This is a genomic window from Chryseosolibacter indicum (assembly GCF_018598585.1).
GTDB lineage: Bacteria > Bacteroidota > Bacteroidia > Cytophagales > Cyclobacteriaceae > Chryseosolibacter > Chryseosolibacter indicus.
Genome location: NZ_JAHESD010000008.1, coordinates 45763 through 61881 on the forward strand (window position 1 = coordinate 45763; position 16119 = coordinate 61881).

Consider the following 16119-nt stretch of genomic DNA (forward strand, 5'->3'; position numbering starts at 1 on the left):
TTATGAATAAATTAATGTTTAAGTCCCAGTGCATTTTAGTTCTATTGCTGGCCAATTTTACTATTACCCAAAGCCAGGATAAGGATAGAGCATTAAGTATTTATTTTGAGACGGTGAGAAAGTATAAAGATCAGCCTATACCTCAACATATATTTTATGCTGGAAATATAAAAAATACATTGCTTGAGGTAATGTTATATCTAGAGGATACATCTGTCGTTGTTCGTTCTAAGGCATATGGTGTAGTACGAACCGTGGGCGTTAGTGGTCTTAATGTGTCTACACGTGGTGAGGCTACATCAAAGCTTGTTATGGGAATAAGAGACAAAGACTCAGGCAACGTAGGACTAGTATTAGACTACCTAACTGATTTCTCTTCATCTGATTTTTCGCAAGTAGCAAAAGATACACTTGTTGTAATCTTCAAAAGAAGATCTGCCCATTATGAAAGGCTTATTCGCTTAATTGGCTATGTTCAACTTACACAACTCCGTGATGATTTAAGAGCGTTATCTCAAAGTCCTACAGAACCAAAATCAAATCGTTGGGCGGCTCTGCTTGCCTTAGCTCGTATGGGCGATAGCTATGCTATAGAAAGCATCATGTCTCGTGTTCCAAGGTTACCGGTTAATGACGATGTCGTGTATCAAATCTTTCCTGATCTTGTTTATACCAGGCAGCGTCCTGCTTTTGATTTGCTATTGAAAGCATTGAATAGCGATGAGAAGAATTGCGAGTCTGCGAATGCTGAAAGCGCTGCTAAAATTCCTTGTGCTTATAGAGTAATGGAGATGCTTGCGCCTGCGGTAGCTTCGTATCCGTTAAAACTAGATGACACAGGTGATATAGATGCAAAGAACTATCCTGAAGCTTTACAACTGGTACGTGACTGGTTTAAAGCGAATAAGGATTATACGATAATAACAGACAAGTACTGACGATTTAGAAAACCACATACCCCACAATCATGGTTTCTTTTAATACAGTAAGGAATTATATTATACTGATCTCACTACTTCTCGTTTCAATACAGGGATGGAGTAATAACTTGCGGGACAGTATTTTTACAGCTAGGAAGGACTCCCTATTTATCGTAACATCAGAAGTAAATAATGAGGAGTTCTATTTTGAAGAGCCTGCTGATATCCTTGAAGAAGGAGCTTTTCCTTCTACCGTAAATAATGATTCTATCCAACGTTATATAGACCTCGCAAGAACAGTACTTGATAAAGTTAGGGCAACACAAAATTTTATTACCAATATCGATGAAGCCACTAAGTTTGAGTTGCCGGTAGGTATTACAAAAACAATTGGTGGTGTTACGTATGACATTGCTATTCATGCTATCCGCTTTAAACCGGCGTATGCAGAAATCGATGTGTTCATGGAATTTGAGGTTCCTCAAAATGGTCAGAAGCTTACATTCATGGCAAGAGGTATCAAATTCACAAAGAAGGGCGGTATTGTAGGTGATGCAAAGCTCGAACTTCTTGGCGACTATGGGATCAACTTTAATGGTGATAAAGTACAGTTGATCTTAAAGGGAACAACGTCAGGTCAGGGTACTTATGCCGTTATGGATTGCGATGGCTTTCGTGAATTGTCAATAGATGCCTCTGTGAAATTCTCTCGGGATCTCTTAGTACCTGAGAACGCGGACGGAAGTATAGGGCAAGGCAATGTGATGACGAATTTCAAAACAGTCATGAGTAACTGGAATGACCTTGTCGTCCAGCTTGATCTCCCAAACTTCCAGGTTAATGGTTTAAAAGGTGTTGGCTTCAGTGTAAGAGATGCCGTCTTCGACTTCAGTGATCTGCGCAACGCTCCTGCTGTTGTTTTTCCTGCTGGTTATCAGTCAACCCAAATGTTACCGGATAACCCAAATTTATGGAGAGGTTTCTACTTGCGTCAGCTTACAATTAGCCTTCCTCCGGAATTTCAAAAGAAGGGGACAACAACAAGAACTTCTTTTGCAGCAGAAAGCGTGTTGATCGATAATATGGGTGTATCCGGGAAGTTCAGAGGAACTGACCTTATCCCATTGAACCAGGGAGATATGAATGGATGGGCTTTCTCACTTGACTCTCTAGGCATAGAGTTGCAAGCCAATCAGCTAGTTGAGGCTGGTTTTTCAGGTGGTATTGTCATCCCGGTAGGGAAAGAAGATAAACCATTTGAATACAGTGCTATTATAAATACAGGAGGCAATTACCTTTTCAATGTTTCTCCTTCTAGCGATATGCAGTTTCCATTATGGGGCGCTGGTAAGGTTGAAATCTACGAGGCATCTTATCTTGATATAAAAATTCAAAATGGAAAGTTTCTTCCTAAAGCGAATCTACATGGAAGAATGGCGATTAATGCCAAGTTAAGTGAAGGAGGTCAGGGGGTAGAACTTGCTGACATCAGTTTCGAAAACCTGGAAATACAATCTGTAAAGCCATTCATTAAAGTAGGAAGTTTCTCATTTGGCTCCGAAGCGCTTCAGCAAAAGATGGCCGGCTTTCCGATCAGCATCCAGGATATAGGTTTAAGAAATTTGTCTGATACACAAGTAGGCCTTGACTTTACACTAAAACTTAACCTGGTAGGCGAGAACTCAGGTGGTTTTGCAGCGGATGCAGGTCTTACCGTTATAGGAGCAATAGATCCCAGTAAGGGAATGCAAAGCTGGCGATATAAAGACATTAATGTAAAGGAGATCGGCGTAGACATTGATGGTGGTGCCTTTAAAATGAATGGAAGGCTCATCTTCTATAAGAATGACGCAATGTACGGAGATGGCTTTAACGGTACAGTAAAAGCTGAATTTACACCAGGCATCAAGGTGACCGCTACCGCTATTTTTGGTAATGTTACAGGTATGCGCTATTGGTATGCAGACGCAATGGTTAATTTCCCTTCTGGCATACCGGTGTTTACAGGTATAGGTATCTATGGTTTCGGTGGTGGGGCATATTATGCAATGAAGATGGATAACCAAGGCGTTGGTAGCGCATTGGGAAAAACTGCTTCTGGTGTAGTCTACGTTCCAGATACAAAAGCAGGGCTTGGGCTAAAGGCTATTGTAAGTCTTGGATCTCATCCTAAACCTGAGGCATTCAACGCAGATGTAACTTTTGAGATATCATTCTTTAAAGGAGGGGGTGTCAGACATATAGCGTTTGGCGGTAATGGTTATATGGTTACACCCGGCCTTGATGTAAACCTTGACAAGCTGAAAGCCGCAACTGGTAAAATGGCTGGTGTTGTTAAGAAAATGGAAAGCAAGATGTCTGATGTTTCCATGGGCTTGGTAAAGAGTGGTGGAAGCGAAAATTCAATGACAGAAATATTTGGTGAGATCGGAGACAAGGCGGGTCAGAAGGGACAGATCTCAGCAAAGGTGATGATCGATTATGATTTTGAGAACCGTGTGCTTCATGGAAATTTTGAAGTGTTTGTAAATGTAGCTGGGGGAATTATCAAAGGCATTGGCGCTGGTGGAAGAGCTGGCTGGGCGGTACTGCACTTTGCACCCAAGGAATGGTATGTGTACGTTGGAACCCCCGATGATCGTGTTGGTATTAGTCTGGGGATTGGTCCTATAAGGGCCAGTGCTACTAGTTATTTTATGGTTGGAACTAAGATTCTTGACAGCCCTCCACCTCCCTCAGAAGTATCAAGAATTCTACGAGGAGCAGATGTGGATTACATGAAAGATCTTAATTCAATTGGAACTGGTGGCGGTTTCGCTTTTGGAGCTGGCTTAAGTATTAGTACAGGAGACTTAAGCTTCCTAATGTTTTATGCTCGTTTTGATGCAGGAGCAGGTTTTGATATTATGTTAAAGGATTACGGTGATCTGCGTTGTAAAGGAAGTAGTAAGCGAATTGGTATTAACGGATGGTACGCAAACGGCCAAGCCTATGCGTACTTTGATGGAACAATTGGAATTCGGGTGAAGGTTTTTGGGAGAAAGAGAAATGTAGAGATATTAAATATAGCGGCTGCAGCACTGCTACAAGCACAGTTACCTAATCCTTTTTGGTTACAAGGAACTGTTGGCGGAAGGTTCAGAGTTTTAGGAGGCTTAGTTAAAGGTGATTGTAAATTCCAGGTTACACTAGGGGAAAAATGTGAAATAGAAAAAGATCAAAATGCAATTCTTGATGATATTAAAGTAATAGCAGAGCTTACTCCTTCTAATGGAGAGCAAAACATCAATGTGTTTAATAATCCGCAAGCCGTGTTTAATATGCCCGTCGACAAGGAATTTGAACTTGTAGATGAGGGCGATGTGCGAAGAACATTTCGCATAAAGCTTGACCACTTTAAATTGTTAGACGGTAAGACATCAATTGTTGGGAGTCTTGAGTGGAATGACAACCATGATGTTCTTGCTTTTAATTCATATGAGATTCTTCCCCCTAAGAAGGAAATTAAAATGTTAGCGCAGGTATCTTTTGAAGAGCTCAAAAATGATTCTTGGTCTGCTGTTGTTTCCGATGGACAGCGCGTGACAGAGAAAGTTGAACAATCTTTTATTACTGGAGAAGCTCCTGACTTTATTCCACACGAAAATGTAGAATATAGTTATCCTGTAATAAGCCAAACTAATTTTTATAAAAATGAGAGTAATGAAGGTTACATAAAATTGAAAAAGGCGCAGCCTTACTTGTTTCAAGTTGGTCCTGAGTGGAAGCAAAAGGGGAGATTTAAGGCTGCCGATGGAACCATATCTTTCTTTGATTTTATTTATACTTATTCAAGCAACACGGTAAATTTTGTAATTCCTGAATTAAAAACCAGCCAGGCATATGTGTACGAATTGCTAAACCTTCCAGCACAAAATGCACTAGCGATCGATAGGAATGTGAGTGAGGAGACTAACAAGGTGAAAGGTGAAAATGAAATGTTGAATACAGAGATTACAACGAAGAAAGCTGAAGGTACAATAGAATCATTGCAGGAGAAATCAATATTCAGCGTTGATTTTAAATCAAGTGATTACTCTACTTTTTCACAGAAACTTGATCACTTTAGTTATTCACCGGGATGGACATGGGCGGTTCAAACAGGAGTAAATGAATTAGGTACGACATTGAATGGAAGTGAATATTTTGAAAAGATTGAAATTCATAGAGAAATATTAAATAGTAGTCTAATACAATTTGAAGCTGACCTTTCAGATAATTACTGGTTTCAATCGCTAGTCTATCCGTTGGTATACGAGGGATATCCAATTAGTGGTTCTGTAAAGCTTGAACGCGATCATCAGATCTTAGGATTGATTCCAGCAAAATCAATTCACATCCGTCAGACTCCGGCAGATATAGTTTATAGAAGGGATGCTACCATCTCCCAACCCTCAGTCTCAGCGATAGTTTATAATCTTCCTTTGGAAATGTATCGCGATTATCTGGATATACAATCTAAGTGTGCCAACTTGTCGATAAATACAGGTAGTGAACGTATCAATAAAATTATAACGACACCATTCCCTGTATTAAGGCAAGGCGACTACAAGATCTCGATTCGGTATTCGCTTCCCGGATTGAATAAGATCACTACGAATAAAAATAAGACAATCAATTACAGTGTGACACATATTAAATAGGAGTAAGATGAAATTGAGATGGATTTTTGCACTGTGCGCTATACTTATAGTTGCCGAGCATAATGATGTTAAGGCACAATCGCACCCTTCGATAAAGGTAAAGGCCAGTGTTTATGAGGACTCTATAATATTAAGATGGGCACCTTCTTCAGCACTGGCTTGGCAACTTTTAAATAAATATGGATATAGAATTGAACGTTACACCATCGTTAGAGATTCTTCTGTTTTAGCAGATAAACCAATAAAAAACTTGACGGAAATTCCCTTGAAACCTCACAATCCGACCGAGTGGGAAAAGTATGTTGATACGGACGATTATGTCGCTATTGCTGCACAGGCAATTTTTGGAGAAACATTTGATTTGTCTAACAATGCTTCCCAAGATATCGCTCAAATAGTGCAAAAGTCAAAGGAGCTTGACCTACGTTTTTCCTTTACTTCTCTGGCTGCAGATTTATCTCCAAATGCTGCTCATCTGTCTGCTCTTCGATTCGTCGACAGGGATGTAAAGCATAATGAGAAGTATTTATATAGAGTTTATTCGATGGTTCCTGAAAAAATATTAAATGTTGACTTTGGCTTTGTATACAAAGGCGGTGACGAAAGGAATGTACTGCCAGTTCCTGCCGCACCTCAAGTGCAATTAGGAAATGAGGTGGCGCTGGTAAAATGGAGTAATGCGAATCTAAAAGATGTTTACACGGGGTATTATGTTGAGCGATCCATTGATGGAGGACAATCTTTTAAACGACTTACCAAGTCTCCTGTTGTTGCCACTAGTATGGAAAGTGACGTAAATGATGACTTCGAGTTTACAAAGATCGATTCTACATTAACAGGTATTCTCTACTATTATCGAATTATTGGGATTACTTCTTTTGGTGAACATGGACCTCCATCAGGTAACGCAACGTGGCTTAATGAAAAACCGCTAAAACCGGTTCCAGCAATTATAAGTACAGTGGTAATTGATAATGCGTCGGTGAAAATTTCTTGGAGCTTCTCAAATGCAGCAGAAAATGAAATAGAAGGTTTTGAGATACAAAGAAAAAATAAAGTCGAAGCTGACTTTGATGTTATTAATAAAGTACCAGTCTTTGCTTCAGTTCGTGAATTTATTGATGATAATCCAAAGTCAACAAATTATTATCGATTAGCTGCCTTTACTAAAGGAGGGCAAAGAACATATTCATTTCCTCAATTAGTACAGTTAGTAGACAGTATACCGCCTGCCGCACCCTTAGGATTAAAGGCAATTACTGATTCTACTGGTATAATTAAACTGCAATGGGAAAAGAATCTTGAAAGTGATCTACTAGGGTATAGGGTGTACAGGTCGAACTTTAAGAACTCAGAATTTAGCCAAATAACAATTAGCCCAATTATATTCAATAATTTTATAGATACCATTAATATAAAATCGCTATCCACACATATGTGGTATAAAGTGGTTGCGATTGATAATCGTTTTAATACATCTTTATTTTCTGATGTAATTCAGGTAGAAAGGCCGGATATTATTCCTCCCGTTGCTCCTGTTATTAAAGGTGTTAAAGCAAAGGATGGTGGTGTTGAGATAAAATGGATTAAAAGTAGCAGTAGCGATGTGGTTGAACATCAGATTTATAGAAAACATCAATACTCGTCGTCCTGGAACATATTAAAGCGAATTCCCGTAAGCGATACCACATCTGTTTTTTTTGATGCTATAAATGGGAAGCACACATACCAATATTCGATATTAGCAGTCGATAAAACATTCTTGAAATCCTTAATGTGTAAGCCAGTATGGGGAACGCCACTTGTTAATAGCAAAAAAGCAATTATCGAGAAGTTTACAGGGGTACCAGATCGTGCTAACAAACGGGTTGTTCTTTCTTGGTCTTATAAGGAACCTAAGGTTACTAAGTTTTCTATATATCGCATTGCAAATGGTGAAAGTTTGATGCTTTATAAAACGGTAAATGGAAGTACTACTAGCTTCACTGACTCTAATATAGCTATCAATAGTAGTTATGGTTACAGAGTTAAAGCCATATTTATCGATGGAAATGAATCAGAATTTTCGAATGAAGTGATTATAAATTATTAATATATGAAGTTCTTAGGATATTTGACTTGTGCATTCATTCTTACCTCAACAATTGCATTGCGAGCTCAAGTAGCTCCTTCTATATCAAGTACCTACGGAAAGACTGTTTGTCCTGGCGAGTCATACAATTATGGTCTGATTAATATTCCGTATTGTACATCATCCATCTCGTGGTCGATCTCGGGTGGCGGTACTATAGTTGGATCTGCTACGGGTGGTAGTATAAATGTTATATGGAATCATAGCGCCTCCGTCGGATGGGTGTATTGTAATGTTTCAGTTAATTCTTCTATACCTAATGCTACATTTCCATGTACGTATAGTCATTCCTTAAGTTATAGTGTGTCTTTAAAAATTCCATCAACTACTCCTGTTTCTCCCACATCCATTACTTTTCCTTCCGGCAATCTTTGTCCAGATGAACAGATAACACTAACTACAAACTCACTTAATGCTTCTCATAATTATGTTTGGCAATATAATATTAATAATACAGGATGGAGCGGTATAGGAGTAACGTCATCAAATACGACAACTTTTACAGTTCCAAAAATTAATGCCTTTACAAGCAACTATCATAGAATAAAATTCAGGGTATATTCAGTTTATTCAGCTTGTTCTAACATTAGATCTTCCTCCGAAGCTGTCTCAGGAGATCTTTTTGTCTATCCACCAAGTCCGGTAATTACTTTAGTGCCTAAAGGTAAAGTCTGTACTGCTTCTGGAGGAGTTACAATTTCCGGCGTAACCAGTTATTATCCTGAATTTAAAGTGAATATTAAAAATACCGATACTAATATACCTGTTGTTTCAAATCAAATATACACCACTGCTACTGCCTCCAATAAAGTAATTGACTTGCCTCCTGGTAATTATAGTTTCCAAGTGGTTAATTTTAGCTCGTCCGATCCCGAGGTCGAGCAATGTTTTCAGAATAGTCAATCTTTTACTGTAGCTTATTCAAATCCTGTCATTAATATAACAGAAAATGTTCAGCATGAAGCTTGTTATAACCCCAATGTCGGAACGGGAGCTATATCACTCACTGTGTCCGGGGGATCCAATTCATCTTACAGTTATTTGTGGTCGGCGGCAAACTGGACTACTTCAGGTACTTGGACTTCAAATACAAAAGACATCTCTGGGTTACAGGGTGGAAGGACATTTAATGTAAAAGTAAACGATACGAATGGATGTACCGGAGAAAAAAATATTATAGTAAATGAAGAAGATGAGATAGTTGTTAGTGCATATGTATCATCTAATTATAATGATGAGGATGTTAGCTGTCCAGGTGCAGCAGACGGTAAAATAACGGTCATTGCGTCCGGCGGTAGCGACTCTTTTACATACAGCACAGATGGTTCCAGTTTTCAATCAAGCAATATATTAACTGGGCTTTCTGCCAAAACATATAATAGCATTACCGTAAAAGATAATAATAACTGTTTGAAGGTTGGAAATTCAGTAACCATTAATCCAGCTCCTTCTATACTACCAGGTACAGTCGCAGTAACTGACCTTACTTGCTATAATACGCCTACAGGTAAGATTGCAGTCTCTGGATTTTCAGGGGGTACAAAAAACTTAGCGTACTCAATTGATGGAATTAATTATCAGTCTGGCACTACTTTTTCATCCTTGTACGCTGGTAATTATTCATTGATAGTAAAAGATGCTAACAGTTGTACAACAGCTATTCCTTTAATTGAAGTAGATCAGCCAACAGCTATTACATTTTCAGCAATTGAATTACTCCCTCAAAGCTGCGATGGTAAAACAGATGGGGTTATTAAATTCAAAGGTGTTGGCGGTATGGGGTTGTTAAATTACTCTATTGATGGGATAAATTATGTCTCAGGTGATCCTGCTGTCTTTACTAATCTTCAAACAGGTAATTTTACCCTTTCCATTAAAGATACAAGTGTTCCAAATTGTATCGTTACTACCTCTAGGACTCTTCCTATTCAACCAGTGATCACAGGAAACATTGTTGAAAACCAACCCATTAGTTGCAATTCAAGTAAAGATGGCGCATTAAATCTTACTCCTGGCGGAGGTACAGCACCTTACACATTTACATGGAGTAATAGTTCGTTAAATGAAGATATTTCCGACTTGGCGGTAGGTCTTTATGAAGTAACAATTAAAGACAGTAAGGGCTGCGAGAAAAAATTCAATTATAATCTACAGGAACCTGACGTATTAACACTCAGTAGCTTAATTAAGGATTATCATGGTTTTGGTGTCTCTTGTATTAATGAATCTGATGGTGAAATTGATATTACGCCACATGGGGGAACAGGGCCGTTTACCTATGTATGGTCGGATGGGGGTGATTTAGAAGATAATTCTGGATTATCTCCCGGAGCATATAGGGTGGATGTTAATGATAGTCATGGTTGTAAAGCTTTTCTTGATGGTCTTACGATTACGAGCCCTACGGAGTTAAACTTAGCTGTAGATAGATTTAAGAACATCTCTTGCCACCAAGGTAATGATGGTGAAATTGAATTAGGAATTTCAGGAGGAGCGGGAGAGTACAGGTTTTCTAAAAATAATATTGACTGGCAGCAGGAGAAGATTATTAAAGGTTTAACTGCTGGTGTTTATACTGTTTATCTTGAGGATGCAAATGGTTGTCAAAAGCAAGTCAGTAAAGAGTTAACAGAACCGTCTGCACTTACATTAAATCTTGTTGACAAGGTTGAGACCATATGTGGAGAAGCTAACGGAAGCGCTGAAGTAGTCGCCGCCGGAGGTGTAGGAAATTACAGGTATGAGTGGTATGATGGTAACAATCAACTCATTGCTAATACTGCAAAGGCTATTAGCTTAGGCAGTGGTGACTATACTGTAGTGAGCGTTGATGGTAATAATTGTACCATTTCAGATGAGATTAGTATTAACGATTCGAATGGTCCTAAAATTACACAAGAGCTTCTTCAAGGGTTGACCTGTTATGAAAGTAATGATGGTAAGATAGGTATAAGCATTACACAAGGCGCCCCACCTTATAAAATTACATGGGATATAGCAGGTGAACAATCAACTCAAGTTGCTAATGTAACAGGAGGAGAACATTGGGTGGAGGTACGTGATAAGGATGGCTGTCGTGATAAGGAAGTCTACAACATTCCGTACCCTGCTCCACTTAAAATTAACTTTAACCATACGCTTCCATTATGTAAGGGGAATGCTGATGGTCAGATATCGTCAGTTGTTACAGGCGGAAATCCCGGTAATTACTCTTACGTATGGAGTACAGGTTCTACAGAATCTTTCTTGAAGAATATCCATGCAGGCACTTATACGCTTACAGTTAAAGATGTAAGAGAATGTTCGTTAGCACAGGAGGTTAAATTAGATGACCCAGCACTGTTTACCATTGATCTCGGAGGCGACAGAGTAATCTGTGTTGGTCAAAAGGTACCTGTTTCAGTAAAGGAGGAGGGAACCTATAAATGGACGTCAGACAAAGGTTTTACGAGCGCGGATCGAAATGTTGTGTTATCTGTGCCTGCTATATATAAACTAGAAGTAGTAAGTCCTTATGGATGTTTTGCTGAAGATCAATTTGAGATAAGGACGTCAAGCGATCTGTTACAAGCCGACTTCTTAATGGCACCTGAAGCATTTGCAAGTGATACCGTGGTTGTAATCGACATTAGCTGGCCGGTGCCAGATCGTATTGGTTGGAGCTTTCCTCCTTCTGTAAAGGTTTTAAATCAAACTGACATCTATGCGGAAGTTGTGTTTAGTGCTGCAGGCCAATATGATGTGTTGCTTAATACCTATCTGGGAGAATGTATAGATTCTCTTTCAAAGATGATTGTAATTAAAGGTGATGCAATTGATGATGCAGGTGGAAGGGTTAAAAGTTCTTCTATCATTTCAATGTTTGAAATCTATCCTAATCCCAGCAGCGGCGACTTCAATTTATTCATTGATTTAAGTGAAAATGCTCCTGTTTCAGTAAAAATCTTTAACACTTTTGGCGGAAAGAAAGTGTTTGATTTAATGTTAGATGGTAGTTCGCAGTATGACTATCAGGCAACTTTAAAGAACCTTACAAGCGGTTTATACTTTATAGTGCTTGAAACAAAGCGAGAAAGAGTGTTGAAGAGGTTAGTGATTAAATGATGATTATAACCTTTAGATAAATAAAAGAGCCTGGTAGAGTAAGCCAGGCTCTTTTTATCTTGAGCAATTGATTAATTATTAAACTCGCTCTTCGACCTTGTTCATTATCTTTGTTTGAACCTGGATTGATTCGTGGTGGATAAGCTTTAATAGTTCATTAGTAAATTCAGGGTTTAATCCCATTGCTTTTCCTAAGTTAATACGCGTCTCAACAATTTCTTCCCAACGGTTTACCTGTAAGATAGTAACGTTGTTCTCTTTCTTGTACTGACCAATTTTTTCTGAGATCTTCATCCTCTGTGAAAGTTTCTGCATAATCTCATCGTCCAGTTGGTCGATCTGTTCCCGTAAGATGCTGAGCGTATCTTTGAAGGTTTTGTTATCAGAAGAAGGCGTGCGTACCACAAGGCCATCAATGATTTTTGAAAGTGCTGCAGGAGTAACCTGTTGTTTTGCATCGCTCCATGCAGCATCAGGGTTGATATGACTTTCAATCATCAATCCCACCATATCAAGGTCTAATGCCTTCTGAGATATTAAGGCAATCAATTCTCTGTTACCAGCAATGTGGCTAGGGTCACAAATAATATCAAGTTCCGGAATTCTTGTTTTCAATTCTATTCCCATATCCCACATGGGCGCATTGCGGAAAGGTCCTTTTTCGAATGCAGAAAACCCACGGTGAATGGCAGCAAGCTTTGTGATGCCCGCTTTGTTTAAACGTTCCAGCGCACCGATCCAGAGTTCAAGATCGGGGTTTACGGGGTTCTTTACCATTACTGGAATATCCACACCTTTAAGCGCATCCGCAATCTCCTGTACAGAGAAAGGGTTTACTGTAGTACGTGCACCAACCCATAGTATATCTACTCCAGCCTTTAAGCATGCCTCTACGTGTGCTGCATTGGCAACTTCTGTGGTAACAGGAAGTTTTGTTTCCTTCTTCGCCTGAATGAGCCATTTCAATCCTTCTTCACCTGCACCTTCATACTGACCAGGGCGTGTGCGTGGTTTCCAGATACCAGCACGTAATGCGTGTACTTTACCCGTTGCTGCAATTTGTTTTGCTGTAGCGATCATTTGATCTTCTGTTTCAGCGCTGCATGGACCGCTGATAATAACTGGTTTGCTTGCTGTTGGTAACCAGGTAGAGATAGACTGTAATTGCAATGCCTTCTTCATATGGATTGGTTTTATTTTGCTACTAATTGATTTTGTTGTTGTTTATGTTCAATGCCTTCAAGTACTTTTCTGATTCTGTTTGCATCTGTCATGATGCGATGCAGTTCTTTTACGTCGCGTTTCATCAGGTAGTATTGAAACTTCTGTAAATGCATGATGTATTCCAATAATGCCTGGCTAAGATATTCTGCATTCTGTTCGAATATAGGAGCCCACATTTCAGGAGAACTCTTTGCCAAGCGAACCGTTGACGCAAAACCACTGCCTGCCAGGTTGAAAATATTCTTTTCGTCCTTCTCGATATCAAGAACGGTTTGTCCGAGAAGGAAAGCACTTACGTGAGATAAATGTGATACGTAAGCTACATGTTTGTCATGTTCAACAGGATCCATAAAAATGGTTCTCATACCCAATACTTCAAAAACACGGTTTGCTACCTCAAGGGCTTCTGCTGATGACTTCTCCTGTTCGCAGATAATATTTGTCTTTTGTGTAAATAAACCACTAAAGGCTGCCTCTGGTCCCGAATTTTCTGTGCCTGCAATAGGATGCGCAGCAACAAACTGTTTACGTTTGGCATTGCCTTCTATAGCTTTGCAGATTTGTGATTTCGTTGATCCTGTGTCGATAACTACTGCTCTGGGTTTAATGCGTTCAAGGACTTTTATAATAACAGAACGTATCGCGTTTACAGGAATTGCCGTGATAATGATGTCAGCATCAGCTATAGCTTCTTCTAGCGTAGTAGTTTCATCTACTAATCCTAATTCAACCGCTTTAGTTGCATGAGCTGGATTTTGGTCTACGCCCACAAGTTTTGTTGCAAGGCCCGATTTACGCAAATCAATAGCTATACAACCTCCAATTAATCCAACTCCAATTACTGTTGTTTTCATGTTAAGCGGTAACTGTTTTGGATTGATTTAATTGTTTGCTGGCAGTAAACTTTTGAATTCTGTCCAAAGCTTCCTGCAGCATTTCTACCGTACAGCATAGGGAGATACGGATATATCTTCTGCCTGCCTCCCCAAAGATGAATCCGGGTGTGATGAAGACTTTTGTGCCGTAGAGGATTTCGTCAATCCACTTCTCGATGTCTTTAATGGTGTCGGGAGCTTTTGCCCATACAAACAAACCCGATTGGTTTTCGGCGTATGAACACCCTAGAAGATCCAAAAGTTGTTTTGCTGCTTTCTTTCTATTAGCATACATCTTGTTCAATGATGTGAACCATTCTTTTCCATTTTTCAAAGCTTCAACAGCTGCGTGCTGAAGACCTAAAAACATTCCGGAATCCATGTTGCTTTTAACCTTCAAAACCGCATCGATATATTCTTTCTTACCCGCAATCCATCCTATTCGCCAGCCTGCCATATTGTGTGATTTAGAAAGAGAGTTTAATTCAAGTGCAATATCCTCAGCTCCCTCAATGGAGAGTATACTCATAGGCACATCGTTAAGAATCATGCTATAAGGATTATCATTAACAATGAGGAACTGGTGCTTTCTTGCAAGGTCTACCAGTTCTTTCAATTCAGCCCTTGAAGCCGTTCTGCCAGTAGGCATATGGGGGAAGTTCACCCACATAAGCTTCACTTTAGATAAGTCACTTTTCTTTAACGCTTCTATATCAACACCCCAGTTCAATTCTTCTTTCAAGTCGTAGGTACGAAGCTTTGCGCCAACGAGGTTTGCCACTGATGAATAAGTAGGATATCCTGGATTAGGAATCAATACTTCTTCTCCTTCATTAACAAAAGCCATGCAGATGTGCATAATCCCTTCTTTCGATCCCATGAGGGGTAAGATCATAGACTCAGGATCAAGTTGGGTGTCGTAAATATTTTTATAAAGATCAGCAATGCCTTTTCTTAATGCAGGAATACCCTTGTAGTTCTGATAACCATGATTTGCAGGATTTTTGGCAGAGGTTATCAACGCTTCAATAGCATTTGATGAGGGAGCCTGATCCGGACTTCCTATACCAAGATTTATCACTCGTAACTCTGGCGTGTCAAGGCCCCTTACTTCGGCAAGCTTTCTGCTGAAGTAATATTCCTCTACGCTGGCAATTCTATTGGCTGTCTGTATCATAGTAGTCACTGTCATTAGGCATTAGTCAATGGTCATTAGTATCGGCATTTGGTGTTGCTATTTATTGCCTTCTGCTTCTGCTTACTGCCTATTGTTTTTATCTGTATTCAATTTTTGCTTTCTTGTATTCTCCTAACACATTCAGGTTTTTTACTTGTCTTAGCACCTCGCGCATCGCTTCATCGTAGTTCTTTCTTCGTTTCCATTCTACATCAATATGAATGGAGTACTCGCTGGGCTTACCTATAATAGGTATTGATTGTATTTTACTTAGGTTAATATTGTTGTTCTTGAAAGTCATTAATGCATCAGCCAGGCTTCCTACTTCGTTGGCTACTTCAAAGCTTAGTGAAGCTTTATTGCTTTCAATCTTTCCATTGCTCTTTTTTGAAAGAACTAAGAACCTTGTAAAGTTCTTTTTGTTTGTTTCAATCCTCTTCTCAAGAATTTGTAATCCATATTTCTTCGCTGCAAATTCATTGGCAATAGCCGCAGTGTTCTTTAGCTTTAGTTCTTTTACACGTTTTGCTGATAAGGCGGTGTCATCACTTTCGCGAACCTCAACGCCATTCAGTGTATGAATAAACTCAGTGCATTGCCGTATAGCCATTGGGTGAGATTCGATGGTCTTAATATCCGCCAGCTTTACATCAGGCAACGCTAGCAGGTGCATGTGTATGGGTAAATAGAGCTCTCCAATAATATTAAAGTGATAACTCTGTAATAAGAAGTAGTTTGGAAGAATACTTCCTGCTATAGAATTCTCAATAGCCATCACTGCAAAATCAGAAGTGCCATTCTTCAGGCTCTCGCAGAGATCATGAAAGGAGAGGCATTCTACTGTTTCAATAGCTTCATTAAAATACGTAAGCGCAGCTATCTCGTGAAAACTTGTAGCTATACCTTGAATTGCAACTTTTGTTTTTTTCTTCTTTGCCATAAAACAAAAAGTCCCGGTTTTGCCGGGACTTCTCTGAGTTTATTTGTTATTTTTTAACAACACGCT

The 16119-nt window shown here is 39.3% G+C and carries 8 protein-coding genes; 4 read left to right on the forward strand and 4 right to left on the reverse strand.

Features of this window, described 5'->3' with window-relative positions:
• The first annotated feature begins 2 nt into the window (after positions 1-2).
• The 4 genes from KK060_RS05580 to KK060_RS05595 are packed head-to-tail and all read left to right on the forward strand — an operon-like array spanning position 3 to position 11837.
• Positions 3-938 carry a hypothetical protein gene (locus tag KK060_RS05580; protein WP_254152709.1) on the forward strand — a complete coding sequence of 312 codons (936 nt, stop codon included), beginning with the start codon at positions 3-5 and terminating at the stop codon, positions 936-938.
• A gap of 29 nt (positions 939-967) precedes the next feature.
• Positions 968-5602 carry a hypothetical protein gene (locus KK060_RS05585; protein ID WP_254152710.1) on the forward strand — a complete coding sequence of 1545 codons (4635 nt, stop codon included), beginning with the start codon at positions 968-970 and terminating at the stop codon, positions 5600-5602.
• Between the two features lie 7 nt (positions 5603-5609).
• A complete protein-coding gene (locus KK060_RS05590) occupies positions 5610-7694 on the forward strand; it encodes a fibronectin type III domain-containing protein (protein WP_254152711.1) in 2085 nt (694 codons plus the stop codon).
• A 3-nt stretch (positions 7695-7697) separates the two neighbouring features.
• On the forward strand, positions 7698-11837 hold the full coding sequence (locus KK060_RS05595) for a T9SS type A sorting domain-containing protein (RefSeq protein WP_254152712.1): 4140 nt from the start codon (positions 7698-7700) through the stop codon (positions 11835-11837).
• Between the two features lie 78 nt (positions 11838-11915).
• Here the strand turns inward: KK060_RS05595 and KK060_RS05600 are convergent, their stop codons facing one another.
• The 4 genes from KK060_RS05600 to KK060_RS05615 form a co-directional block, all read right to left on the reverse strand.
• On the reverse strand, positions 11916-13019 hold the full coding sequence (locus KK060_RS05600; protein WP_254152713.1) for a chorismate mutase: 1104 nt from the start codon (positions 13017-13019) through the stop codon (positions 11916-11918).
• A gap of 11 nt (positions 13020-13030) precedes the next feature.
• The gene (locus tag KK060_RS05605; protein ID WP_254152714.1) at positions 13031-13915 is read right to left on the reverse strand and encodes a prephenate dehydrogenase; all 885 of its coding nucleotides are present in this window, start codon (positions 13913-13915) and stop codon (positions 13031-13033) included.
• Between the two features lies 1 nt (position 13916).
• Positions 13917-15113: a pyridoxal phosphate-dependent aminotransferase gene (locus KK060_RS05610; protein WP_254152715.1), complete on the reverse strand. Its 1197-nt coding sequence runs from the start codon at positions 15111-15113 to the stop codon at positions 13917-13919.
• 97 nt (positions 15114-15210) lie between these two features.
• Positions 15211-16053, reverse strand: coding sequence for a prephenate dehydratase (locus tag KK060_RS05615; RefSeq protein WP_254152716.1), 843 nt, complete (start codon positions 16051-16053; stop codon positions 15211-15213).
• Positions 16054-16119: the final 66 nt, after the last annotated feature.

What these genes read in the sequence shown, in the direction of transcription:
- KK060_RS05580 (WP_254152709.1), top strand. Translation starts at nt 3, where the DNA reads ATGAATAAATTAATGTTTAAGTCCCAGTGCATTTTAGTTCTATTGCTG.
- KK060_RS05585 (WP_254152710.1), top strand. Translation starts at nt 968, where the DNA reads ATGGTTTCTTTTAATACAGTAAGGAATTATATTATACTGATCTCACTA.
- KK060_RS05590 (WP_254152711.1), top strand. Translation starts at nt 5,610, where the DNA reads ATGAAATTGAGATGGATTTTTGCACTGTGCGCTATACTTATAGTTGCC.
- KK060_RS05595 (WP_254152712.1), top strand. Translation starts at nt 7,698, where the DNA reads ATGAAGTTCTTAGGATATTTGACTTGTGCATTCATTCTTACCTCAACA.
- KK060_RS05600 (WP_254152713.1), bottom strand. Translation starts at nt 13,019, where the DNA reads ATGAAGAAGGCATTGCAATTACAGTCTATCTCTACCTGGTTACCAACA.
- KK060_RS05605 (WP_254152714.1), bottom strand. Translation starts at nt 13,915, where the DNA reads ATGAAAACAACAGTAATTGGAGTTGGATTAATTGGAGGTTGTATAGCT.
- KK060_RS05610 (WP_254152715.1), bottom strand. Translation starts at nt 15,113, where the DNA reads ATGATACAGACAGCCAATAGAATTGCCAGCGTAGAGGAATATTACTTC.
- KK060_RS05615 (WP_254152716.1), bottom strand. Translation starts at nt 16,053, where the DNA reads ATGGCAAAGAAGAAAAAAACAAAAGTTGCAATTCAAGGTATAGCTACA.